We start from the raw sequence: 24281 nt of genomic DNA, 5'->3' as shown, positions 1-24281 counted from the left end.
CCCTGCTTCAATTGGCCAGGCCAATGTGGGAGAGTAGGAAGCTTCGCATGCGCCGGGGCCGGAATCCACCATGCAACTGCCACTGTTACATGAGAACACCACCGTCGATGCGCTGGTGTGGATGGCGATCGTCTTCGTCGCGACCTGGATCGTGGTAAAAGCGACAATGCTGGCGGCGCGGCGGCTTGCTCGCGATCGCTGGAATGAGTGGATAGACGCCGGTCTGAACGCCGTCGACGGACCTCTGCTGTTGGGATTCCCGGCCATGGCGGTTCTGGCCGCAGTCCCCGCTACCCGTGTTCAGCAAACCGCGGTGGAGGCCGTTCGACACGGCGCGACCATCGCCGCGATCATCTCGGCAGGCTGGCTTTTTGTGGCCGTCACACTGGTGGCGAGACGGGTGGTCGAGCGTCGCTACCGGATGGAGGTGGCAGACAACCGGGCGGCTCGTGCAGTGAACACCAAGTTCCGGCTGCTGACCCGAATTCTGATTATTCTGGTCACGGTCGTGACGGCCGGTGCCGTACTGACGACGTTTCCATCAATCCGTACGTTGGGCGCCGGCCTTCTGGCTTCCGCCGGAGTTGCAGGTCTGGTCATCGGTCTTGCCGCACGCCCGTTCGTCGAGAACGTCCTGGCCTCGATCCAGATTGCGATGACCGAGCCGATCAACCTCGATGACGTGCTCATAGTCGAGGGTGAGTGGGGCCGCGTCGAAGAGATCGGCGCGACTTACGTGGTCATGCGCATCTGGGACGATCGCCGCCTGGTGATCCCGCTGACCTACTTCCTGACCCGGCCGTTTCAGAACTGGACGCGGCACACTGCGGACATTACGGGCGTCGTCACTGTCACGGTCGACTACCGAACGCCCGTCGATCGTGTGCGCGACGCGCTGGTTCCCATCATAGAGGGCCATCCGAAGTGGGACGGTCGGTTCTGGAACGTGCAGATCACCGATGCTGATGCCCGCGGTATGACTCTGCGGGTGCTCTGCACCGCGGCCGATGCTTCGAGGGCATGGGACTTGCGCTGCGACGTCCGCGAATCGCTTATCGCCTGGCTGAATTCGAACCACCCTGATTGCCTGCCGCGTGTGCGCGCAGAATTGGACGGCGCCGAGCGGGACGCTTCTGCTGCGACTCTCGTCTAGGGAACCGCGGACATCCGTCAGTTCGCTCCGGTCAAGGTGGATGCGCCGGGCGCCACTGCGCGCCAGCAGCAGAACTTCGGCAACGCTTCCGGCTGCGGCGATATCGGCGCGGAGTGTCTCCTGATGGCCGCGGGCACGGCATCACGATCGGGTCAATGGTAACCTGATCAGCGGTCCCGACCGGGACCGCCAGAGAGCGCTGCATGTTCGAATTGCTGGATCACCGGTCCGAAGAGGTCGCGATGCGAATCCATGCGCTCTTCCAGCGTTCGTACATAGTGGAGGCGCAACTCATCGGTGCGGAGGACTTTCCGCCGTTGCGGCGCACCGCGCAGCAGATTCGATCCTCTCCCGGGGCGTATCTCGGCGCCTGCGAAGGTGCGGATCTCGTGGCGGCCGTGGAGTTTGCAATCGATGGGCCGCATCTCGACATACGGAATCTGGCGGTAGATCCCCGTTACTTCCGCCAGGGCTGGGGCACGCGGCTATTGCAGGCCCTGCTGGAGAGAGTCGAGTGGCGAACGGCGACCGTGGAGACGGCCGGCGGGAACCTGCCGGCCGTGGCGCTCTACGAGAAAGTCGGATTCGCCGTATCCGGAAGGTGGACGACGGCAGAGGGGATCGAAAAAGTCGTGTTGTCGTGGGGTAGTGCATGAGGTATCGCTGCGATGACCGGCTGGCGGGCAGGGTCGATGTAAAGGCCCTGGCCATCGTAGCCAAGTTTGAAGTGGGCGCCGTCAGGCCACACGAGATCCCACTGCCACGCGGCGCGCACCGGCATATCATCAGCGAAAACGTCAATCAGCGTCTGCTTCCTGTCGTTGGTGAGTGCGGTGCCGCCGCTCTGCATTGTCGTCAGGATGGACTCACCGCCGGGCCCGCCCTCCATGATCGCCAGGCCGAGGTGGCCCACATCGCGCAGCCGCGCCGACAGCCCGCCGCCGGCGTAAGCATAACCCTGGTTGCTGACGGTCATGAGTCCGTCCGCCTCCGGGCCGATGCGGCTCCACAGGAGCACTTGCACCGCCTCGGCGAGAGGCCTGCCGGTCACGGCCTCGATCACCTGGCCGAGCACGGCGGTATTCGCTGACACGTACTCGTTCTTGCTGGCCGCAGGCCGAAGCCGCGACATCGAGCGAAGGTGTCCGACAAAGTCCGGTTCCCGCCCCGTGTCGGCGGTGATGCCCAGGGATTCTTCCAGCTGATAGATGCAGGTGTCCGGATCGTGGTATCCGTCGCTGTCCAGGCAGTCGATGCCGGAGGCCATGTCCGCAACGGATTGCAGAGAAGTGCCGGCCCAGGCCGAACCGTCGAGTGCCGGCAGGTAGCGTTCCACCGGTGCTGCCATCTCGACCCGGTCCTCGACAACCAGCACCGCCAGCGTGGCGGCCGTCAGCACCTTGGTCACGGACCACGCGAAGTGCCGCTCCCAGGGCTGCATCCGCGGGTACGCTTCGAAGACGACCTCCCCACGGTGCAACACGATGACGCTATCGAGCAGCGGGTCACCGGCAACGTAATCGGCCAGCTCGTCTTCCCCGCCGCTGTGGCGAACGCGCTGGCCGGAGACGGCTTCCCGCAGGACGACAGGCAATGCACGGGTGTCGCCGGTGCAGTAAATGGTCATCTGCGGGCGGTAAGCGCCCACGTTCAGATGGAACTGCCGGCTCACGGTGCCGCCCGCGTCGAAATTGAGCGGCGTTACCGCCGTGAACCTGTCGCGAAAATCTTCCGCCACCAGCAACGGACTCAGCAGCAAAGCGACACTTGCCATCGTCCACCGTCGCATCCCGCCGCCCCTTTGCATACTCCGCGTCATTGCGCGTCGTGCAAGAAGGCTCGAGCGCAAGCAATCGAAACGAATCATGCCCGTATCCCCGATGGCTCTGGTTGCTCGCCAAAGGGAACGAGTCTGCCTCGCTTCGAGCCACTGCGCCAGCGGGGTAACGGCGAAAATCAGACGGGCGTTCCTTTCCGTTGGCAAGGCGGCCGTTTGCTCCTCATGAGGTATGATCTCCGGAGTCAACGCATTTCGGATGCCCCGAGGAACCCCCATGAGAAGGCTGCTACTGGTTGCCGTGTTCGCGCTGGCGGGCTGCACCGGAATCCCCGAAGGCATCGATCCGGTCGATGGCTTCGAACTCGAACCGTACCTCGGCACCTGGTATGAGATAGCGCGTCTCGATCACCGGTTCGAGCGCGGGTTGTCGAATGTCACTGCAGACTACTCGATGCGCGAGGACGGCGGCGTCCGCGTGCTGAATCGCGGTTATCGCACCGAGAGCGGCGAGTGGGACGAGGCTGAAGGTAAAGCCTACTTCATCGGCGACCCCAGCGTCGGGCGGCTCAAGGTTTCGTTCTTCGGTCCTTTCTACGGCGCCTACAACATATTCGAGCTTGGCGAGAACTACGAATACTCGATGGTTGCCGGCCCGAACCGCTCCTATCTCTGGATTCTGGCGAGGGAACCGGAGCTGCCCCGGGCGATGCTCGATGAGCTGATCTCCAAAGCCGAGGCAGCAGGATACGACACGTCCGAACTGATCCTCGTCGAACACGACAGGGCTCCCTGACCCGGGCGGCCGGCTTCGATTATCGAGTCCACACGGTCCCTTCGCATCGGACTCCGGACGTCGCCCCCGAAAACCCGCTCAACGACCCGACCACGACGCCGAGCAATCGAGACTGCTCGCCCCGGTCCGCCGTCGTCGTGGATTTCGCTGGACATTGCCCAATTGTTCAACTAATTTCACTGATCCGCCCTGTTACGGCACATCCGGGGGTAGGGGGAGCGACAAAGCCGACCGCCTACGAGCGGTTACATCAAAAAGCCGAACAGGCACAGGGGAGAGTCATGAACAGTCCTAAAACCGTAATCTGCTGGGTCGTTGCCAGCATGCTGCTGAGCGCCACACCGGGTTTCGCTCAGGTCAGCGCCGATGGCATGGGCAAAGTCTTACCGGTGGAGTTGTATGCGTGCAATTTCAAGCAGGGTAAGGACGATGCGGATCTGTCCAAGGTGATCGAACGGTGGAGCAAGTTCGCCGACGACAACGACATGGACGATTATGCTGCCTGGCTACTCAGGCCTTTCTTTTACACGCCGGCGCAGGATTTCGACATCCTCTGGCTGGGCGCCTACGCGGATGGCAATGCCATGGGTACGGGCCTGCAGAACTGGATATCGAATGGCAGGGAAATGAATGCGGCATTCGAGGAGGTGCTGGATTGCGGCGCGCACGTCGCCTACTCGTCCGCGATGTACAAAGCACCTCCGAGCGGTGGGGCGCCCGGGTCGGGAGTCATCAGCATCATGGACTGCGAGCTCAATGAGGGATACAGATACAGTGACGTCAGGGCGGCAGAGCTGAAATGGATGGACCACCTCGAAAAGTCGGGCTCCAAGGCTGCCTACTACCACTGGATGCCGATGTTCGGCGGCGGCGATGCCGAATTCGACTACAAAGTGGTTTCTGCCTACACCAGTTTCGAAGAGGTCGGGTCCGATATAGAAAATTTCGCCAATAAAGGCGGACGCGACGTGTCTCAGGAGATCTTCGCCAGGATCGACGACTGTGACGATGCCCGCGTGTATGTGGTCGAGAGCATACGGTCGGGGAAGATTCGTGACTGACGAGCGATAGACTCACAGAGGCGGCGGGCAACGCCCGCCGCCGTTCTGTCCGGGGCCGCATCAAGCCGGGTGTAACGGCTGGACTGGAATCCCGGCCTTCCCTCTGTCTGTGCTCTTGCGGCCAGAGAATGGGGCAAACAGGCGAGAAGGGACCCCGGTGGCCAAGCCCCGTATGGGGCCCGGAGGATCACAGGCGGGACCCTTCAAAACCCGAGGTATCCTGATCGATATCGCGGGAGACAAGAACGTCGCCACTCTATCCAGCCGTCACGAGTCACGATTGATGATGTCAAGGATGCGCTCGCGCGACAGGGGATCAGGGAAAACGAGATTCAGGGCGACGATTCACCGAGACACATGGTTCATCAGGAGCTCATCACGCTGCACGGGATCTAGCTGCTGGAAAACATGGACCTGCGATCAGCCGTGCCTCACCGCGACAGGTGCAGTGCACAGATCTTGTTGCCGTCCGGATCGCGGAGATAGGCCAGGTAGAGATCGCCCCTACTGCTCGGCGGCGCACCCGGCGGGTCTTCGATGGCGGTGCCGCCGTTCGCGAGGCCCGAAGTGTGGAACGCCTCCACCTGCTCGGGGCTTTCTGCCGCAAAGCCTATGGCGTCGCCGCTCAGGACGCGACGGGCCTCAACTGCAGCTTCAGTCCGTCCTTCGGCTTCGGGATGGGCACCTGCTGCACCTGGTATTCGTAACCGTCCGGCACGCTGCAATCGTAGGTGAGCACGAAGCGGTGCAGGAAGACCTTGGCCAGGATGGCCGCGAAGTGCATGCCGAGACACTTGTGGACGCCGCCACCGTAGGGTGCGTAGGCAAACGCATGGCGCTTGTGTTCGGCACGGTCCGGACTGAAGCGTTCGGGGTCGAATGTCTCCGGCTCGGTCCATATGTTCGGGTCGCGGTGGGCGGCGTCCGGCGACACGGTGACCTGGCTGTTGGCCGGTATCCGGTAGCCCTCCCACTCGAACTCCTTCAGCGTACGGCGCGGGATGTAGGGTACCGGCCCCCACATGCGCATGGCCTCGCTGAAGAGCCAGTCGGTCTGCTCGAGCTTGTCGAGGTCGTCGTATTGCACCGGCCCCTCGCCGACACTGCGGGCCTCCGCGCGCAGCCGCTCCTGCCACTCCGGATGGGCGGCGAGCGCGTAGGCGCTGGTCGTGAGCGTGCTGGTGAGTGTGTCGTGGGCCGCCATCATGAGGAAGATCATGTGGTCGATGATGTCCTGATCGGTGAAGGACTGGCCGTCGTCGGTGGTGGCGTTGCACAGCCGCGTGAACATGTCCTTGCCGTCCGTGCCACGGCGCTCCGGTATCAGCCGTGCGAAGAAATCGGCAAGGAGTTCGCGGCCCTTCAGGCCTTTCCAGAAGCTGAGGCCGGGCACGGGGACGCGGACGATGGCGAGGCTCGCCGCCACGGTGTCGACGAACGCCTTGTTCAGCCGATCGGCCTCCGGGCCGAGCTCGAGGCCGAGGAAGGCGACGGCGGCGTTGTCCAGAGTCAGCTGTTTGATGGCGGGGTAGAAGCGGAAGTCGCGCTCGTTCGCCCACGGCTTGATGCCCTCGGTCACCACCGTGTTCATGCTGTCCATGTAGTGCTCGAGCGCCTCGCGCTTGAACGCGGCGTTCATGATGCGGCGGTGGTAGCGGTGCTCGTCGAAGTCCATGAGCATTAGGCCGCGGGTGAACAGCCGCCCGAGCGTATGGTCCCAGCCGAGTTCGCTGGAGAAGTTCTTTTCCCGATTCAGCAGGACCTTCTCGAGCGCGTCGGCACCGGCCAGCGCGACGCTCGACTGCCCCGCCATCTTCGTGCGATAGACCGGTCCGTAGGTCTCGCGCATGCGCCGCGAGAGTGCGCGCGCGTCCCTGAGGAGCTCGAATCCGTGGCCGACCCAGGGCAGTCCGTCTTCCCCGGGAATATGACCGAGATCGTTGGTGGCCGGCGCCTTCTCCTGCGCCCGATGATGTATCTGTGAGGCTTCTGCGCTCATGGATGGAGACCCCCGTTTCCCGACTTGTTGCCCTGCAATAGTGCGAGTATACTCGCTTGCTTGTTGACAACAAGTAAATTCTGGCCGCACTGCTAATAAGGTATTTCTTTTGTCCGTAAACCCCGGCGACATCGATCACGACGCCGCGCCCCGCACGCAGGCGGAGCGCTCGGCGCAGTCCGATGCCGCGATGATCGAGGCGGCGAAAGCGCTGATCCTCGAGCGGGGCACCGAGAAGACCACGCTGCAGCTCATCGGCGAGCTCGCCGGATACAGCCGCGGGCTCGCCTCCTACCGTTTCGGCACCAAGTCGGGCCTGTTCCAGGCGGTTGGAAAGTCCGTCCTGAGACACTGGATGAGTCACCTGGACAAAGCGGTCGATGGCCAGGTGGGTATCGAGGCGATGTGTTCGGCCGCCGAGGCCTACCGCCGCTTCATAGAGCAGTGGCCCGACGAGATCCGGGTACTGCACATCCTGCTGTGCGAGGCCGCCAGTCCCCGCTCGGAGTTCCGCCAGATTGCCGACGAGAGCTACGAGCGCCAGCGCGAGGACGTCGCGGGCTGGGTACGCCGCGGCATCGATCAGGGCACCGTTCGGCGCGATGCCGATCCCCAGAGCGAGGGCGCCCGCTACGTGGCCTACATTTCCGGCATGACCTATCTGTGGCTGATCAGCCCCGGCGCGATCGACTGGCAGAAGGTCAACGACGATTTCAAGAACCAGATACGCAACTCTCTTACCCCCTGAACGGGGCACCTATCAACCCAGCAACAGGAATCACGCAAATGGCAGACGCATACATCTTCGATCATGTCCGCAGCCCCCGCGGCCGCGGCAAGTCCAGCGGCTCGCTGCACCCGGTGACACCGATCGAACTGCTGACGCAGGTGCTCGAGTCCATCCGGGACCGCAACGAACTGGACACGAGCAAGCTCGACGACGTGGTCATCGGCTGCGTCGCACCGGTGGGCGAGCAGGGATCCAACGTGGCGCGGGTGGCGGCGCTGAACGCCGACTACGCCGAGAACGTCCCGGGCAAGCAGCTGAACCGCTTCTGCGCCTCGGGCCTGGATGCCGTGAACACCGCCGCCTCCCAGGTCATGGCCGGTCAGGCGGATCTCGCCATCGGCGGCGGCCTGGAGAGCATGTCGCGCGTGCCGATGGGCTCCGACTCCGGCGCCATGGCGGCCGACCCCCAGGTGGCCTACAAGACCTACTTCGTGCCCCAGGGCATCGGCGCCGACCTGATCGCCACCAAGTACGGTTTCTCTCGCGACGACGTTGATGCCTACGCGGCCGAGAGCCAGAAGCGGGCGGCCAACGCCTGGGAGAAGGGCTATTTCAGGAACTCCATCGTGCCCATCAAGGACACGCTGGGCATGACCCTGCTGGATCGCGACGAGCACGTCCGGCCCGACACCACCGCCGAGGGGCTCGGTGAGTTGAAGCCGGCCTTCGTCATCCCCGGCGAGCAGGCGGGCTTCGATGCGGTGGCGCTGCAGCGCTATCCGGAGGTCGAGGCCATCAACCACGTGCACACGGGCGGTAACTCCAGCGGCATCGTCGACGGCGCCGCCGCCGTACTGGTGGGCACGAAGGAGATGGGCGAGGCACTGGGCCTGAAGCCCCGGGCCCGCATCCGCGGCTTCGCCTCCATCGGCACCGAGCCCACCATCATGCTGACCGGCCCGGCGCCGTCCGCGGAGAAGGTGCTGAAGCGCTGCGGCATGGACAGGAAGGACATCGATCTCTTCGAGCTGAACGAGGCCTTCGCCTCGGTGGTGCTGCTGTTCATGCAGCGGCTCGGCATCGAGCACGACAAGATCAATGTGAACGGCGGCGCCATCGCCATGGGTCACCCGCTGGGCGCCACCGGCACCATGATCCTCGGCACGGTGCTCGACGAGCTCGAACGCCGCGATCTGAACACCGCGCTCGTGAACCTGTGCGTCGGCGCAGGCATGGGCACAGCCACGATTATCGAGAGGGTATGAGCACGATGAATACGATTGATTTCCAGGTAGACGGCGACGGCATCGCGACGATTACCATCGACGTCAAGGACCGGCCGATGAACGTGCTGACGCCCGAGTTCATGGCCGAGCTGAAGAAGAGCATCGAGAAGGTGGCCTCCGATGACGCCATCAAGGGTGCCGTCATCACCTCCGGCAAGGATTCGTTCCTGGCCGGCGCGGATCTGAAGTCGCTGGTGAACGCGTTCGACAGTGGCGCCAGCGCGGAGGAGATGTACGCCAACAGCCGCGGGCTGCAGCAGACGCTGCGCACCATGGAGACCTGCGGCAAGCCGTTCGCCGCGGCCATCAACGGCACGGCGCTCGGCGGCGGTCTCGAGATCTGCCTCGCCACTCACTACCGGGTGGCCGCGGACAACCCGAAGGCCGTGCTCGGACTGCCCGAGGTGCAGGTAGGCCTGCTGCCGGGCGGCGGCGGCACCCAGCGCCTGCCCCGACTGATCGGCCTCGAGGCCTCCCTGCCGCTGATGCTGCAGGGCACGCATGTGAAGCCGGACAAGGCGGCCTCGCTCGGCATCGTCCACGAGGTGGTGGATGCCGGGAAAGAAGTCGATGCGGCCAAGAAGTGGATCAGGGCGGTTGGCGACCCGGAGCAGCCCTGGGACAAGAAGGGCTTCAAGGTGCCCGGCGGCACCGGTCTGATGAACCCGAAGGCCATCCAGACGCTGATGGTGGGTTCGGCCCTGCTGCAGAAGAACACCAACCACAATTACCCGGCGCCGATCGCGATCATGTCCTGCGCCTACGAGGGCACGGTGCTGCCGATCGACCAGGGTCTCGACATCGAGTCGAAATATTTCGTCTCGCTGCTGCGCGACCCTGTCGCACGCAACATGACCCGGACGCTGTTCATCAACAAGGGCGCGGCAGACAAGCTGGTGCGCCGCCCGAAGGGCGTCGACAAGAGCCAGGTGAAGAAGCTGGGCGTGCTCGGTGCCGGCATGATGGGCGCGGGTATCGCCTTCGTCTCCGCCAAGGCGGGCATGGAGGTGATCCTGCTCGACACGGCGAAGGACAAGGCCGAGAAGGGCAAGGACTACTCCCGCGAGCTCCTGCAGAAGCGTATCGACCGCGGCAAGATGGATTCCGACAAGGCGGCGGACCTGCTGGAGCTGATCAGGACCACGGATGATTACGCGGACCTGGAAGGCTGCGACCTGATCATCGAGGCCGTGTTCGAGGACCGCAAAATCAAGGCCGACGTCACGGCCAGGACCGAGGCGGTAATCCCGGAGAACGCGATCTTCGCCTCCAACACCTCGACGCTGCCGATCACCGGTCTCGCCGAGGCCTCGCAGCGGCCCGGACAGTTCATCGGCATCCACTTCTTCTCGCCGGTGGACAAGATGCCGCTGGTGGAGGTGATCGTGGGCGAGAAGACCGGTGATGAAGCCATCGCGCGGTCGCTCGACTACATCCAGCAGATCAGGAAGACGCCGATCGTGGTCAACGACAGCCGTGGCTTCTACACCAGCCGCGTGTTCGGCACCTTCACCCGTGAGGGCATGTCGATGCTGGCCGAGGGGGTGAATCCGGCGCTGATAGAGAACGTCGCGAGGCAGGCCGGCATGCCGGTGGGCCCGCTGGCGGTCACCGACGAGGTGTCGCTGGAACTTGCCTACCACGTCGGCAAGCAGACCCGGGAAGACCTCGGCGACGATTACGTGGGCACGCCGGCCGACGAGGTAGTGCGCAAGTTCGTCGAGGACCTCGACCGCCGCGGGAAGCGCTTCGGCAAGGGCTTCTATGACTACCCCGAGGGCGGCAGGAAGCAGCTCTGGCCGGGCCTCGCCGAGCATTTTCCGGTGGCCGACGAACAGCCCAGCGTCGAGGAGGTGAAGACCCGCCTGCTCTACATCCAGGCGCTGGACACGGTGCGCTGCATGGACGAGGGCGTGGTCACCGACCCGGCGGATGCCGACGTCGGCTCCATCTTCGGCTGGGGCTTCCCGCCGTACACGGGCGGCACCATCTCGCTGATCGAGACCGTGGGCCTGAAGGAGTTCGTGGCCGAGTGCGACCGCATGGCGGAAGCCTACGGCGAGCGCTTCAAGGTGCCGGCGATGCTCCGCGAGATGGCGGAGAAGGGCGAGACCTTCTATCCCCGCAGCGGCGCGTCCGAGACGCGCTCTGCCGCCTGAGGCGCCGGGATGAGTGCCTGGGAGACGGTGGATTACGCGACCGACGGAGCGGTCGCGACGATCTCCATCGACCGCGACGAGGTCATGAACGCCTTCAACCGGCAGCTCCGGCTGGATCTGCTGGCGGCGTTCGGCAAGGCGGTGGACGATCCGGAGATCCGGGTCATCGTCTTCACCGGGGTCGGCCGGGGCTTCTCTGCCGGTGCCGATCTCAAGGATGCGATGAGCGCCCGGGAGACGGGCAACCAGCGCATCGAGGAGCAGCTGCAGCGCGAGTATCGGCCGGTGCTCGAGATCATCGGCCGCTCGGAGAAGCCGGTGATCGCCAGCATCAACGGCGCGGCGGCCGGCATCGGCCTGTCGTTCGCGCTGATGTGCGATCTCGCCATCATGTCGGAGAAGGCCTTTCTGCTGGCGCCCTTCGCCAGCATCGGCCTGGTGCCGGACGGCGGGGCTACCTGGCTGCTGGCGAAGCAGATCGGCTACAAGCGGGCATTCCAGGCCTGTGTGGAGGCCGAGCGCATCCCGGCGGACAAGTGCCTCGAATGGGGGCTGGTCAACAAGGTGGTGCCGGCGGACGGGCTTCGCGGGGCGACCGCCGAGTGGGCTGCCTCGCTGGCGAGACGGGCGCCGCTGTCCATGGCCGCGACCAAGCGCGCCATGCGCCACGCCATGGCGGGCAGCTGGGGCAGCACGTTCGACGTGGAGGCGAGCCTGCAGGACGCACTCATTCTGAGCGACGACAACACCGAGGGGGTCACGGCCTTCTTCGAGAAACGGGAACCGGAATTCAAGGGCCGCTGAGCGGGCCACGGCATCAACGAGGTAGACGTCATGGAAAGAAAACTGTTCGACGAAGAGCACGAGATATTCAGGGATTCGGTCCGTGCGTTCCTGAAGAACGAGATCCAGCCCCATGCGGATCGCTGGCAAGAGCAGGGCATCGTGGACCGCGAGGCCTTCCTGAAGGCCGGCGAGCAGGGCCTGCTGCTGATGTGGGCCGACGAGAAGTACGGCGGTGCCGGCATGAAGGACTTCCGCTACGAGCAGATCTTCATCGAGGAGATGGCCCGCTACGGCGATCCCGGTTTCTTCGCCACGCTGCACAGCCGGCTCGTCGGGCCCTACATCGGCGAGCTGGGCACCGAGGAGCAGAAGGAGCGCTGGCTGCCGAAGTGCGTGAGCGGCGAGAGCATCCTGGCCATCGCCATGACCGAGCCGGGCGCCGGCAGCGACGTGGCCGGCATGCGCACCAAGGCCGAGGACAAGGGCGATCACTGGCTGCTGAACGGCTCCAAGACCTACATCTCCAACGGCATCAACGCCGACCTCGTGGTGGTGGCGGCGCGTACCGTGCCGGATTCCACTCATGGTCTCGGACTGTTCGTGATCGAGCGGGACATGGAGGGCTTCGAGCGGGGCCGCAATCTCAAGAAGATGGGCCTGAAGTCTCAGGATACCGCCGAGCTGTTCTTCAACAACGTGAAGGTGCCGAAGGAGAACGTGCTGGGCGAGGCCACGAAGGGCTTCTACTACCTGATGCAGTTCCTGGCCGAGGAGCGGTTGCTCGGCGCCGCCGGTTATCTGGCGTCCGCCCAGGCTGCCTTCGATATCACCATGGATTACATCACCGAGCGCAAGGCCTTCGGGCGGCGCATCGCGGATTTCCAGAACTCGCGTTTCGCCATGGCCGACATGCGCATGGAGCTCGACATCGCCCAGGTATACGTCGACCGCTGCGTCGAGGAGCACAACGAGGGCAAGCTCACCGCCGAGGTGGCCGCCCGGGCCAAGCTGTTCACCAGTGAACTCGAAGGTCGGGTGATGGATCAGTGCGTGCAGCTGCACGGCGGTGCCGGTTACATGGACGAGTACGTGATCTCGCGGATGTACACCAACGCGCGAATCTCGCGTATCTATGCCGGCTCGTCCGAGATCATGCGCGAGATCATCGCGCGCTCCATCGGTCTGGATCCGAGGCAGAAGAAGCCGAAGTCGGTGGAGGAAGCGAAGGCCAAGGCCAGCGCGGCCTGACGGGGGTACAGCATGGATCTCGCCAACAAGACGGCGATCGTGACCGGTGGTGCGTCCGGCCTCGGTAACGCCACTTGCCGGGAGCTCGTGAAGTACGGCGCCAACGTCATGATCCTCGATATCAACGAGGATGCCGCGAAGCAGGCGGCGGCCGAACTCGGCGACAGCGCCGACTACGTGGCGACGGACGTCACCAGCGAGGTGTCGGTGCAGGGCGCGCTCGAGACGACCATGGACCGATTCGGCGCGCTGCACATCTGCGTGAACTGCGCCGGCGGCGGCCCGCCGGGCAAGACGCTGGGCAGGGATGGGCCATTGCCGCTGGAGCGTTATGCCTCGGTGGTGAACCTGAATCTGATCGGCACCTTCAACGTCCTACGGCTGGCGGCGGAGCAGATGGCCCGCAATGAGCCGGAGGGCGAGGCCGGCGAGCGGGGCGTCGTCATCAATACGGCTTCGGTGGCGGCCTACGACGGCCAGATCGGCCAGGCCGCCTACAGCTCCAGCAAGGCGGGCATCTGCGGCCTGACCCTGCCGGTGGCGCGGGACCTGGCGCCACTCGGCATCCGGGTGATGACCATCGCGCCAGGCATCATGAACACGCCGCTGCTGCAGGGGCTCGACGACAAGGTGAAACAACCGTTGATCGAGATGGTGCAGTTCCCGAAGCGGCTCGGCCTGCCGGAGGAATTCGGCATTCTGGCCCGGCACATCGTCGAGAACGCCTATCTGAACGGTGAGGTGATCCGCCTCGACGGCGCCATCCGCATGCAGCCGCGATGAGCGCCGCGGCGCGCTCGGGGCCCCTCGCGGGGCTGAAGGTCATCGAGATCGCCGGCATCGGGCCCGGCCCTTTCTGCGGCATGATGCTGGCGGACATGGGGGCGGAGGTGATCCGCGTGGAGAGGAAGTCGGCACCGGGCGGCAGTCGGCCACTGCCGGATCCGCTCACACGCAGCCGCCGGTCGATCGCGCTGGATCTGAAGTCGCCGGAGGGCGCTGCGGTGGTGCTGCGACTGGTGCGGGACGCGGATGCGCTGTTCGAGGGCTTTCGGCCGGGGGTCGCGGAGCGGCTGGGTATCGGGCCCGAGGCATGTCTGGCCGCGAACCCGAAGCTGGTCTATGGCCGCATGACCGGGTGGGGCCAGGACGGACCGCTGGCGCACGCCGCCGGGCACGACATCAACTACATCGCGCTGTCGGGCGCGCTGCATGCCATCGGTCGCCGGGGCGAGAAGCCGGTGCCGCCGCTGAACCTGGTCGGCGATTTCGGCGGCGGCGGCATGCTGCTCGCTTTCGGCATGGTCTGCGCCCTGCTGGAGGCGCAGAGGAGCGGTGAGGGGCAGGTGGTGGATGCCGCCATGGTGGACGGGTCGTTGTCGCTCATGGCCATGTTCTTCGGATTTCGGGCGATGGGGCTGTTCGACGGGGGCACGGGCACGCATTTTCTCTCCGGTGCGTCGCACTTCTACGATACCTACGAGACGAAGGACGGTCGTTACGTGGCCATCGGCTCGATCGAGCCCCATTTCTATCAGCTGTTGATCGAGAAGGCGGGGCTGGATGCGGAGACGTTCGGGCCGGGCGTGTTCAGTGGCCGGACCGATGCGGAGGCGGCTGCCCAGTGGGATTCGCTCGGCGAGCGGCTGGCGGAGGTCTTCCTGTCGAAGACCCGGGACGAGTGGTGCGAGATCATGGAAGGCACCGACGTCTGCTTCGCGCCCGTGCTGGATCTGGGCGAGGTCGGGGCGCATCCGCACAACGCGGCCAGGCGGAATGTCGTCGAGGTGGACGGCGTGCCCCAGAATGCGCCCGCGCCCCGGTTCAGCCGCACGCGGCCCGGCGATCCGGTCGGCCCGCGACCGGCGGGCGAGGACACTGACGCCGTCCTCGGGGACTTCGGTTTCGACGCCGACGAGATCGCCACGCTGCGCGAGCGGGGCGTCCTGAACTGATCCGGTCCGGGTCTGCCGCCTGTCGTCGCCGCGACGGCAGCAACAAGTTGCAAAAGTTGGATTAGTTCGGTCCGGCACCCAGAGTGGTGAGGAGTTCTTCGTCTACGTGGCCGTCGGCTACCAGGCCTCGGTCCTTCTGGTAGGCGGAGACCGCGCGGCGAGTGGCCGGGCCCACGATACCGTCCGGCTCGCCCGGGTCGTAGCCCATGGCTGCCAGCGTACTCTGCAGCCCTTTGACGTCCTCGCGGCGGAGCCGAGCGGAATCCTCGGGCAGGCCGCCGACCAATGGGCCGACGCCGGCGATACGGTCGGCCAGTCGGCCCACCGCCAGCGCGTAGAACTCCGAGCGGTTCCAGCCCATGATCACGTCGAAGTTCTCGTAGACGATGAACGCCGGGCCTTCGTGGCCGGCCGGCACCAGGACGGCGGCAGGGAGGCCCTCCAGCCGTGGCAGGGGACGGCCCCACGCGTCGGTGATGCCGATCTCCACCCAGTCGGCCAGTGAGCGGCGCTGGTCCCGCCCGGCCAGCGCGTAGTCGAATCCGTCCGGCAGCCGGATCTCCCGGCCCCAGCGCAGCTCGGGCTGCCAGCCGAGGGCCTGAAGGAAGTTGCCCGCCGACAGAATGGCGTCCTCGGTGCTGTGCCAGAGATCGCGGCGGCCGTCGCCGTCGGCGTCGATGGCATGGCGCAGGAAGACAGAAGGCAGGAACTGGAAGTTGCCCATGGCGCCCGCCCAGGAGCCCACCATGCGCTCGGGTGCGATGTCGCCGGCATCGACGATGCGAAGCGCGGCGAGGAGTTCCTCCGTGAAGAACGGCCCGCGCCTAGCGTCGCAGGCGAGCGTCGCCAGTGCATCCGGTACCGGGATCTTGCCGTAGTAGCTGCCGAAGTTCGTCTCCAGGCCCCAGAAGGCCACCAGGTAGTGGGCGGGCACGCCATAGCGTCGCTGGGCTGCCATCAGTGCCGCACGATGCTGTTCCAGCACCTCGCGCCCCCTGCGCACCCGTTCCTCCGTGACCCGCCGGCCGTAGTAGTCCGCGAAGCTGCGGGTGAACTCGGGCTGACCCCGGTCCAGTCCGATGACGCGCTCCAGCGGCTGTGCCTTGCCCAGCACGTCCCGGATGACCGGCTCGCTGATGCCTGCCTGCCGCGCCCGGTCGCCGATACGTTCTATACACGCGGCGAAGGCTGCATCGTTTGCCGCGCCCTGCGCCCCGGCGGCCAGCAACAGCCCGAGAGTGGCCAGCAAAAACGCCGCCGGTATCGACCGGCTTGCCGCCGGACAGGCCTTCTCAGGAACGGATTTCCCTCCCTTCATCGATGCGATCCCTGCCATGTCGTGGAATCGTGAGGGTAATGTAAGCAAAGGCGCCTGCCCAGCCGGACGGGCAAAAAAGAAGGGCGGCCCGGAGGCCGCCCTTTAGTTTGGCACAGATACCACGTTGCCGGAACGTGGATCGACTGCTATCAATCACCGCCGAATTTGATGTCGATACCGATGCGAGCTTCCCACAGGCTGCGGTTGATGTAGGTCCGCTCGATGGACTCATCGCTAAAGCTGCCGTAAACGAGACGCCCCTGGGCATCGATTCCGGGCACTTCATTGTCCTCATCGATCTCGTAACCCAGTCCGACGATACCCGGCGTAGTGAACTGCGCATCCACTATCTCGCCCCAATCGTCATTCAGCAGATTGCCGAGGTTGTAAATTTTCAGATACGCCTGGCCCCGGAAACCGGCGGGCAGCGAAACCTCTTGGCTTACGCGCAGATCGAAGCGCGTGCTCCAGCCTGTGTGGAAGTCGTTGCGCTCGGTCAGACCCGGCGCCAGTCCGCGCTCTGCGACCCAGTTGAAGAACGCCTCCTGGTCGAAGTCCGGGCCGAACACGACGTTCGGATCCGTCGGACCGGCCGGGATGTAGAGCAGATGACGTGCGAAGTCGTTGTCACCCTCGAACGGCTGCGAGCTCATGCCGTAACTCTGCGGCTGTCCCTTGTTCACGAAGCCGTACAGCGTCACCTCGGTGAGATTGTCACCGAAGAAGGCGTTCGCGTAATTCAGTCGCAGTGTATAGCGCTGGGGAATCACATAATTAGAGGTGGCAGCGACAGGGTTGTTGAGATCGATCAGTGCCGTGTTCCCGAAGTTGGAACCCGCAGTGGCTGAGGTCATCGGGCTCACGTCCTCCGCCTCCGTCCACGCGTAACCGAACAATACATCGAGACCGAAATCGAAGTCCTTGCGCAGAATGACGGAGATCGTCTTGCTGGTGGTGGTCTCATCGGAGTTCGTGAGCATCAGGTTATCTTCCTCGACCTCGCCGTCTCCGTTGCGGTCGACGTAGTCGTACACTGGAATGCCCAATGTTGTCGTGCCCACGATTTCCTGCGAGAGATCGACGTAGTAGGCGGAATCGTCGCCCCGCGTGTAGAGGAAGTCGAAGTCCATCTGGATGTCGTACCAGGGTGTATCCCAGGTGCCGCCGAACGCCCACTTCCACTCGTTAGGCTGATCGTAGTCGGGATCCAGGATCACAAGGTTGGAATCGACTGCGTCGGAGGGCGTGACCGCGAGCACTGCATCGACCATCTCCTGCGGTACATCGAAACCGGGTCGACCCTCGCCGGAGAGCTGCAGCGAATCGGCGAAGCCCGGCAGCACCGTCGCGGAGTCGAAGTAATTGAATTGGAACTGGGCGTTGGTCAGACCGTCGTTACTCCACGCATTGGAAATCCACACGTTCGGGTTCCCGCCGGAGTAGCGACCGACACCGCCACGCAGGGTCAGGTCTTCGCGCACATCCCAGGTGAAGCCAAGACGCGGCATGATCAGGTCGAGGCCGTCGATGTTGGCGTCGTTGCGGATGCCGTAGATCTCGGAAAACGTCGGGTTGAAGTTGGGCCGGTCGTCACTGGTGAACCACTCATAACGCAGACCGGCGGTGATGGTCAGCCCATAGTCGTCGAAGAAGATCTCGTCCTGGATATACAGCGCATTCAGCACATTGCTGAAATTGGCCGCGGCGTCGTTCGGGTTATTCGTTCCACCACCGCTACCATAGTAAATTCGGCTCGGCCGGCCGAGTTCGAAGCGATCGATGCCGGAAGGCTGACAGCCGATGCCGAGCACGTCATCGAACCGTTCCTGCGCGGTCAGTGCCGCACAGGCCGGGTCATTGCTCAGCGAACTGTCGAAATAGTCGTACTCGCCGCCGTTCGAGTGCTGGACAAAAATGTTGAAGATCTCCAGCTCCTCGCGGTCATAGCCGGCGGTGATCACATGATCACCGATGAAATAGTTGCCGGCCAGTCGCAGATAAGTCGACTCGGTGCCCAGCGCATTCGCCTGCCGCGAATCGTCGGCGCCGAGGTAGACGGTGTCGACGTTCGGGAACGCTCCGAGGCTGATCTGCATGTCAGCGAATTCCTTCGGTCCGACCGTGACCTGGGAGTCGTTCATCTCGCTCGTGCTGTAGAAGATCTCGGTGGAGAGGTTGTCCGTCCACTGCGACCACAGTTTCGCGGTGTAGGTCTCGAACTCGGCGCCCTTCACGTAGAAGTGGTTGGCGAACTCGAATTCGTTGTCGTCGCCGTCGGAGTCACGATCCTGAAAGCCGTCGAAGTAGTTGTAGATCAGCGCCGCGTTGTGGCGGTCGTTGATATTCCAGTCGAGCCGGACCATGTATTTCTCGGCTTCCTGGACGCCGTCGGTCGGCTGGCCGCCGGGATCGTAGCCGTACACGTTCTGGGCGATGTCGCGGATGCGGTTGTAGTCCGCCTGGCTCAGCCAGGGCCGCTCCTCGCCATTGCCGGAACCATCGAATCCGCGGGCCAGGAAGCGGGGCTCCTCGGATTCCTCGTATGCGGCGAAGATGAACAGCCGATCCTTGATGATCGGGCCGCCGAGGTCGAAGCCGATGTAGGTCTTGTCGTAGCCGGGCGTGCCGCCGATCGTCGTATCGCCGATCGTGTCGCCGCGCAGGCTGTCGTTCGAGAACTCATAGAACGCGCCCACCTGCCACTCGTTCGTGCCGGACTTCGTAACGGCGTTGATGTTGCAGGCGGAGAAGCCGCCGTAGGTCACGTCGAAGGGCGCGAGCTCGACCGCGATCTGCTCGATCGCGTCATAGGGGAACGGCATGCCTACCGCAGTCGAGTAGCCGTTCTCGTTCAGGCCGAAGCGGTCGGTTTGACTGATGCCGTCCAGCGTGATGTTGTTGAAGCGCGGATGCTTGCCGGCGCAGTTCACGCCGAAGCCGTCCTCGTCCTGGTCGATCATAATGCGCGGGTCGATGCCGTAGACCTCGGAGATGTCACGGCTGAACGACACGGCGCTCTCGAGATCGGCCACGTTGAAGGTGGCGGCCGGGCCCGATGCGACGTCCACGAACTGCAGGGCCTGCCCCGTCACCACGATCTCCTCCATCGCGGCTTCGGACCGGAGCCCGACGGTGAGCGAGTAGGTGTCGCCGAGGCTGATGCTGGGTACCTCGGTGGACTGGCCGCGGACCGAGATCTGGTACGGGCCGCCCGGCAGGAGCCGGGTCGCGAGGAACAAGCCGCTGGCGTCGGTGGTCAGGGTGCGCGAGACGCCGCTGCGCATGTCTTCGATTGTAACGGTCTCGCCCGCGACAGGGGCGCCGTTCTCGTCGAGGACCTTGCCGCGGATGTTGGAGGTGGTCTCTTGTGCGAATCCCGCAACAGGGACCATGACGATGAGGAGGGCAGCGACCCAGGCACGGACGATGTTGCGCCACAGCCATGGGGCCCTGCTAGGCGAGTCGATATTTGGCATCACTACTGTCTCCGATCTTGGGGTTCTTGCGCCCCTGTTTGTGTAGAGCCGCGGGATTCTAGGGTAAGAATGTGAAGGTTTGATTGCTCCGGACAACGCGCGGTCCCGCATGCGCGCGCATGGCGCAGCCGGGCCAGGCTGCGCCAATCTAGCGCACTGAAAATCCAGCCGCAATAAAGGGTTTGCACGATACGGGAGGCGGCGTCGGGGCACCCTTGCATACGGCCGGTCGCCCGAGTTGGAAACGCTGTCATAATCCCGTCACAAGGAATTGTTTCTAGGAGATTTCAGCGGTAACCGACCGCGGGTGTCGCGGCGCGGCCGCCGAGACCCGCCCGGGCCCGGGTCGGCTTGTAGTGTCCTCGCGACGCGTGGAGGGCGGGCCAACCGGCAGTCGGGCCGCGCAGATCGGTGTTGTGTCCAGGCAACAGACGGTCGGATGCCGCCGCGGATGAGACCGGCGCTCAGCCGCCCCAGTCGACGAAGATGGGCGACGACCAGGCGCGCTCCTCGTTCATGGCCAGGCAGTCGTCGTCCGGCGGCGTACGATCGTCCGCGTAGCACAGGTCGACGTCCACGCAGCGGCCCTCCTCGTCGTACTCGCAGCGTACGCCGCCGGCGTTGACCGCCGGGCTCGGCGACTCTATGGCGCGGGCGTAGTAGAGGGCATCCCGCGCCATGCCGGGATACTCCTCGTCCGTGAACGTGGCTGTGCAGCCGGCGGGGTCCGGTATGCACTCGTGAACCTTCCACGGATCCTGGATCAGCGGTTGCACGGCCTCGCCAGGTTCCTGCTGGGGCAGGATGCGCACGATCTCGATGCGGGTGATCAGCTTGCGCTCGTCGGAGGGGTTGTAGCACTCGCCCCGGCACATGGCCTCCAGCCGCTCCGGCGTGAGCGCGTTGGTGGCGTAGTCGGGGCAGCCCGGCTTCTGCTTGAAGGCACCGACGGCGCGTACCCGGAAGACCGGCTGCGCGGTCATCTCGGTCTCGGCGCCCATCGGCAGCTCGTTGCCGTCGCCTTGCAGCAGGTCGAACCAGAGCAGGATGCGGTCGCCGCTGGTGCCGTAGACTTCCCTGCGCTCCATCGCGTCCCAGATGGCGTTGCGGTCCCGGCTGCCCGCGTGGGCCGCGATCAGTCCGCCGGTCATGAAGAACGACGCCTGGCGCTCGGATTCCGTCAGCCGGAACGGCTGCAGGTCGACCGTCTGCACCGGCGATTCCGTCTCGATCAGGTTGTCCGGCACGTTGAAGCGGCCCTCGAAGTCGACGGCCCGCGAGTAGGGCAGGGGCTCACCGGCCGGCGGCCCGAATATCGAGCGGACCTGCTCGTCGCGTCCGCCGGTGGGGTCGGCCATGCCCGCGCGGAAGAACTCCTTGTAGCCGGTGCCCGGCCGTGCCCGGTGGTTGTCGCTGGAGGCCATGAAGCCGAAACGGAAACGGCGCGGTGTCTCCGGGTCCTCGAAGTTGGTCAGCGCCATGATGTACTGCACGGCGCCGCCAGGACGGTAGTTGAACGAGGGCAGGTAGCAGTCCGCGCACTGGCCGGCGTCCAGCCAGTCGGCGCCGGTCTCGCCGCCCACCACGAGGTGGCCGCCGACGCCGGTATTCACGTAGTCCTGGCGCGCCATGGCGGCGCGCTCCGCGCAGAGCTCCGCGCTCTCGCCGGCCTCCAGGCAGCGCGTCTCGATGATCTGGCCGGCCCGCCAGCAGGACGGCAGATAGCCTTCCACCGGTTCGGGGCAGTAGGGCCTGCCCTGGTCGTCGAAACGGATCGCGCGCCAGGGCCGGTATTCCTCGGAATTGCCGTGCCCGGAGAAGACCTCGATCAGCGACTGCAGTTCGGGGTCGTGCATGTCGCCTTCGAGCTGCTTGTCCCAGTCGGAGCCCGCCGGCGTGTAGAAGCCCCAGGTGGTGCCGTGGGGGATGACCATGGCTTCGTGGCCATGGGCGCGCAGCCGCTCGAACAGCTCCGCCGGGGTCTCGGCGCTCTCCCGGCAGTCGGCCGGCAGCTCCGTCGTGGGCACGTCCATGGGGCAGTCGTCGGCGTTGCGCAGCTCCTCGACGTAGCGGGCGAAGTCGAGCATGCGCTTGGAGGGCTCCAGGGCAATGAGGTAGGCGCGGGCCGTCACCGAGATGCCGCCCAGCGCGTCGCGGGCGACGCCGCCGGAGTTGATCGGCCGGGGCGGGATCCTGTCGTCCTCGAGGTCGCGGAGGATCACGTTCTTGTGGCCGTAATGGTTGTCGGGCGTGCTGCCCACCTGGGTCCATTCCCAGCCGAGGAACGAGACCGTGTCGGGCACCGGCCCGCTGCCCGCGACCGCGTTGCACTGGCGGATGGACTCGACGGTCTCCTGCCAGCGCCGCGGGGTGGAGGCCTCGGCGTGATCGTTGATGGACCAGAAGTCCAGCGCCGAGCAGTAGCGGGCGAAGTCGCAGGCGTCGGCCAGCGGTTTGGTTCCCTCGCCGTTCATCAGGGGCAGGCTGCTCAGGAAGGCGTCGAACGAGAGCGTGGTGTGCACGTGCAGGTCGCCGAACAGGATCTGCTTGTCGGCCGGGGCGCCGGCGGACTCCATGGCCTCGGCCTGGCGCGCGACGCGCTCCTCGACGGCCTCCGCCGGCACGCGCTGGTCGGTGATGATGCCCGGTCCCTCGTGCTCGCCGAGCCAGCCCTTGCCGGCCGCGAACAACAGACCCAGTGCGCCCGCGACCACGATGGCGACGGCGATCAGGAATCTCTTCATTATTTCCCCCACTGCCTGATCCGGTTGCAGGTCCCGACATTAGGGCCTCGTGTCCCGTCCGGCAAGTCCACGATTGCTGGCGGTAGTATCCGCAAGTAGTGTGAGGCCGTGTCTCACTGCCGGGTCGGACCGCGATGAGAATCGCTTTCATTGGGTTGGGCGTCATGGGCTTCCCCATGGCCGGTCATCTGTCGCGGGCGGGTCACGACGTGGCCGTCTACAACCGCACGCCTGGCAAGTCCCGCCACTGGTGCGAGACACACACCGGCCGATCCGCTGCCACGCCGGCCCAGGCGGCCCGGGGCGTCGACATCGCATTCACCTGCGTCGGCAACGACGACGACGTCCGCGCCGTGGTGCTGGGCGAGGACGGCGTGCTGGCCGGATTGGGCGAAGGCGGCATCCTGGTGGACCACACCACCGCGTCCGCGGCGATGGCCCGGGAGCTGGCGGCGGCGGCAGGCGATGCGGGTGCCGGGTTTCTCGATGCACCGGTCTCCGGCGGTCAGGCCGGAGCCGAGCACGGCACGCTGACGGTCATGGCCGGCGGCGATCCCGCCGTTTACGAGCGGGCGGAGCCGGTGATCGACATCTACGCGCGGCGCTGCCGGTTGATGGGTCCCGCCGGTTCCGGCCAGCTCACGAAAATGGTCAACCAGATCTGCATCGCCGGGCTGCTGCAGGGCCTGGCCGAGGGGCTGGATTTCGCCCGCCGCGCAAACCTGGACGGCCGCGCCGTGGTGGAGGCCATCAGCCAGGGCGCCGCCCAGTCCTGGCAGATGGACAATCGCCACGAGACGATGCTGGACGGCGAGTTCGATTTCGGCTTCGCGGTCGAATGGATGCGCAAGGACCTCGGCATAGCGCTGGACGAGGCCCGCCGGAATGGCGCCTCGCTGCCCGTGGCCGCCCTGGTGGATCAGTTCTACGCCGAGGTCGAAGCCATGGGCGGGCGGCGCTGGGACACCTCGAGCCTGATCGCGAGACTGGCAGACACGACGGAAGCTTAGGCATACAATAATTCTTGTCGCCCTGGAGGGGTGAATCATCATGGACTGGTTTACACCGGAGATCGCGGCGCTGGCCGCAACCGCCGCCACCATCGGCGTCCTCCACACCATCCTCGGGCCCGATCATTACCTGCCCTTCGTGATGCTCTCGCGGGCGCGCGGCTGGTCCGCGCGGCGCACCAGCCTGATCACCCTGGTCTGCGGCCTCGGCCACGTCGTGGGCTCGGTGTTGATCGGCTTGGTCGGCGTCGCCCTGGGCCTCGCCCTGACCCAGCTGGAATGGGTGGAGGGCGTGCGCGGCAACCTGGCTGCCTGGGCGCTGGTGGTATTCGGGCTGCTGTACATGATCTGGGGCGTGCGCCACGCCTGGCGCAACCGGCCGCACACCCACTGGCATACGCATGCGGACGGCACCCAGCACCTGCACGAGCACCGGCACGCGAGCGCGCACGCCCACGTGCACGCGGAGGCCGGCAGGACGCTCACGCCGCTGGCGCTGTTCATCGTCTTCGTCCTGGGTCCCTGCGAGGCGCTGATACCCGTGCTGATGTATCCGGCCGCGCAGCAAAATTATGCGGGGCTCGTGCTGGTCACCGGCGTTTTCGGCGCCGCCACGCTCGTCACCATGGTGGCCGCGGTGCTGGTAGGTCTGTGGGGGCTGAAGACCGTCGGCGAGAAGCTCGGCCTGCGGCGCTTCACGCACTGGTCCCATGCCGTCTCCGGCGGTGCCATCGGTCTGTGCGGCGCGGCCATCGTCGGCCTGGGCCTGTGACAAGGTCCGTC

19 protein-coding genes are annotated in these 24281 nt (G+C 65.4%); 13 read left to right on the top strand and 6 right to left on the bottom strand.

What is annotated here, in order from left to right; all coding sequences use genetic code 11:
* Positions 1-70: 70 nt before the first annotated feature.
* Positions 71-1153: a mechanosensitive ion channel family protein gene (locus ACJMKX_RS06970; RefSeq protein WP_405222955.1), complete on the top strand. Its 1083-nt coding sequence runs from the start codon at positions 71-73 to the stop codon at positions 1151-1153.
* 203 nt (positions 1154-1356) lie between these two features.
* A complete protein-coding gene (locus ACJMKX_RS06965) occupies positions 1357-1809 on the top strand; it encodes a GNAT family N-acetyltransferase (protein WP_405222952.1) in 453 nt (150 codons plus the stop codon).
* Here the strand turns inward: ACJMKX_RS06965 and ACJMKX_RS06960 are convergent.
* Positions 1722-2912, bottom strand: a complete 1191-nt coding sequence (locus tag ACJMKX_RS06960) for a serine hydrolase domain-containing protein (protein ID WP_405222949.1) — start codon at positions 2910-2912, stop codon at positions 1722-1724. The two genes, ACJMKX_RS06965 and ACJMKX_RS06960, sit on opposite strands and share 88 nt — an antisense overlap.
* A 295-nt stretch (positions 2913-3207) precedes the next feature.
* Here ACJMKX_RS06960 and ACJMKX_RS06955 point away from each other — a divergent pair, with 295 nt between their 5' ends.
* The gene (locus tag ACJMKX_RS06955) at positions 3208-3726 is read left to right on the top strand and encodes a lipocalin family protein (protein ID WP_405222946.1); all 519 of its coding nucleotides are present in this window, start codon (positions 3208-3210) and stop codon (positions 3724-3726) included.
* Between the two features lie 281 nt (positions 3727-4007).
* A complete protein-coding gene (locus ACJMKX_RS06950; RefSeq protein ID WP_405222944.1) occupies positions 4008-4787 on the top strand; it encodes a hypothetical protein in 780 nt (259 codons plus the stop codon).
* Positions 4788-5218: 431 nt separating this feature from the next.
* Here the strand turns inward: ACJMKX_RS06950 and ACJMKX_RS06945 are convergent, their stop codons facing one another.
* A complete protein-coding gene (locus ACJMKX_RS06945) occupies positions 5219-5371 on the bottom strand; it encodes a VOC family protein (RefSeq protein ID WP_405222941.1) in 153 nt (50 codons plus the stop codon).
* Positions 5372-5412: 41 nt separating this feature from the next.
* Positions 5413-6786 carry a cytochrome P450 gene (locus ACJMKX_RS06940; RefSeq protein ID WP_405222938.1) on the bottom strand — a complete coding sequence of 458 codons (1374 nt, stop codon included), beginning with the start codon at positions 6784-6786 and terminating at the stop codon, positions 5413-5415.
* 109 nt (positions 6787-6895) lie between these two features.
* On the opposite strand from ACJMKX_RS06940, the gene ACJMKX_RS06935 reads away from it, so the two are divergent.
* The 7 genes from ACJMKX_RS06935 to ACJMKX_RS06905 are packed head-to-tail and all read left to right on the top strand — an operon-like array spanning position 6896 to position 14950.
* Positions 6896-7534, top strand: coding sequence for a TetR/AcrR family transcriptional regulator (locus tag ACJMKX_RS06935; protein WP_405222936.1), 639 nt, complete (start codon positions 6896-6898; stop codon positions 7532-7534).
* Between the two features lie 38 nt (positions 7535-7572).
* A complete protein-coding gene (locus ACJMKX_RS06930) occupies positions 7573-8781 on the top strand; it encodes an acetyl-CoA C-acetyltransferase (protein WP_405222933.1) in 1209 nt (402 codons plus the stop codon).
* A gap of 5 nt (positions 8782-8786) precedes the next feature.
* Positions 8787-10961 (top strand): 3-hydroxyacyl-CoA dehydrogenase NAD-binding domain-containing protein, encoded by a 2175-nt coding sequence (locus tag ACJMKX_RS06925; RefSeq protein ID WP_405223794.1) that lies wholly within the window; start codon positions 8787-8789, stop codon positions 10959-10961.
* A gap of 9 nt (positions 10962-10970) precedes the next feature.
* On the top strand, positions 10971-11765 hold the full coding sequence (locus ACJMKX_RS06920; RefSeq protein WP_405222930.1) for an enoyl-CoA hydratase/isomerase family protein: 795 nt from the start codon (positions 10971-10973) through the stop codon (positions 11763-11765).
* Between the two features lie 30 nt (positions 11766-11795).
* On the top strand, positions 11796-12995 hold the full coding sequence (locus ACJMKX_RS06915; protein WP_405222927.1) for an acyl-CoA dehydrogenase family protein: 1200 nt from the start codon (positions 11796-11798) through the stop codon (positions 12993-12995).
* A 12-nt stretch (positions 12996-13007) separates the two neighbouring features.
* Entirely contained in the window at positions 13008-13778 is a 771-nt protein-coding gene (locus ACJMKX_RS06910) for a 3-hydroxyacyl-CoA dehydrogenase (protein ID WP_405222925.1), read from the top strand.
* Positions 13775-14950, top strand: a complete 1176-nt coding sequence (locus ACJMKX_RS06905) for a CaiB/BaiF CoA transferase family protein (RefSeq protein WP_405222922.1) — start codon at positions 13775-13777, stop codon at positions 14948-14950. Before ACJMKX_RS06910 ends, ACJMKX_RS06905 begins: the two co-directional genes overlap by 4 nt.
* Before the next feature lie 61 nt (positions 14951-15011).
* Here the strand turns inward: ACJMKX_RS06905 and ACJMKX_RS06900 are convergent, their stop codons facing one another.
* From ACJMKX_RS06900 to ACJMKX_RS06890, 3 genes are all read right to left on the bottom strand, one after another.
* Positions 15012-16268 (bottom strand): lytic murein transglycosylase, encoded by a 1257-nt coding sequence (locus tag ACJMKX_RS06900; RefSeq protein ID WP_405222919.1) that lies wholly within the window; start codon positions 16266-16268, stop codon positions 15012-15014.
* Between the two features lie 149 nt (positions 16269-16417).
* Entirely contained in the window at positions 16418-19744 is a 3327-nt protein-coding gene (locus ACJMKX_RS06895; RefSeq protein WP_405222916.1) for a TonB-dependent receptor, read from the bottom strand.
* Between the two features lie 464 nt (positions 19745-20208).
* Positions 20209-22488 (bottom strand): DUF3604 domain-containing protein, encoded by a 2280-nt coding sequence (locus ACJMKX_RS06890; RefSeq protein ID WP_405222913.1) that lies wholly within the window; start codon positions 22486-22488, stop codon positions 20209-20211.
* 134 nt (positions 22489-22622) lie between these two features.
* Here ACJMKX_RS06890 and ACJMKX_RS06885 point away from each other — a divergent pair, with 134 nt between their 5' ends.
* Positions 22623-23498, top strand: a complete 876-nt coding sequence (locus tag ACJMKX_RS06885) for an NAD(P)-dependent oxidoreductase (protein WP_405222911.1) — start codon at positions 22623-22625, stop codon at positions 23496-23498.
* Between the two features lie 40 nt (positions 23499-23538).
* Positions 23539-24270 carry an urease accessory protein UreH domain-containing protein gene (locus tag ACJMKX_RS06880; RefSeq protein ID WP_405222908.1) on the top strand — a complete coding sequence of 244 codons (732 nt, stop codon included), beginning with the start codon at positions 23539-23541 and terminating at the stop codon, positions 24268-24270.
* Positions 24271-24281 lie beyond the last annotated feature (11 nt).

It is taken from the genome of Lentisalinibacter sediminis, assembly GCF_040706615.1.
GTDB classification, from domain to species: domain Bacteria; phylum Pseudomonadota; class Gammaproteobacteria; order Steroidobacterales; family Woeseiaceae; genus Lentisalinibacter; species Lentisalinibacter sediminis.
Note: the sequence above shows the minus strand (reverse complement) of the source record. Positions and strands in the feature narration are given on the sequence as shown.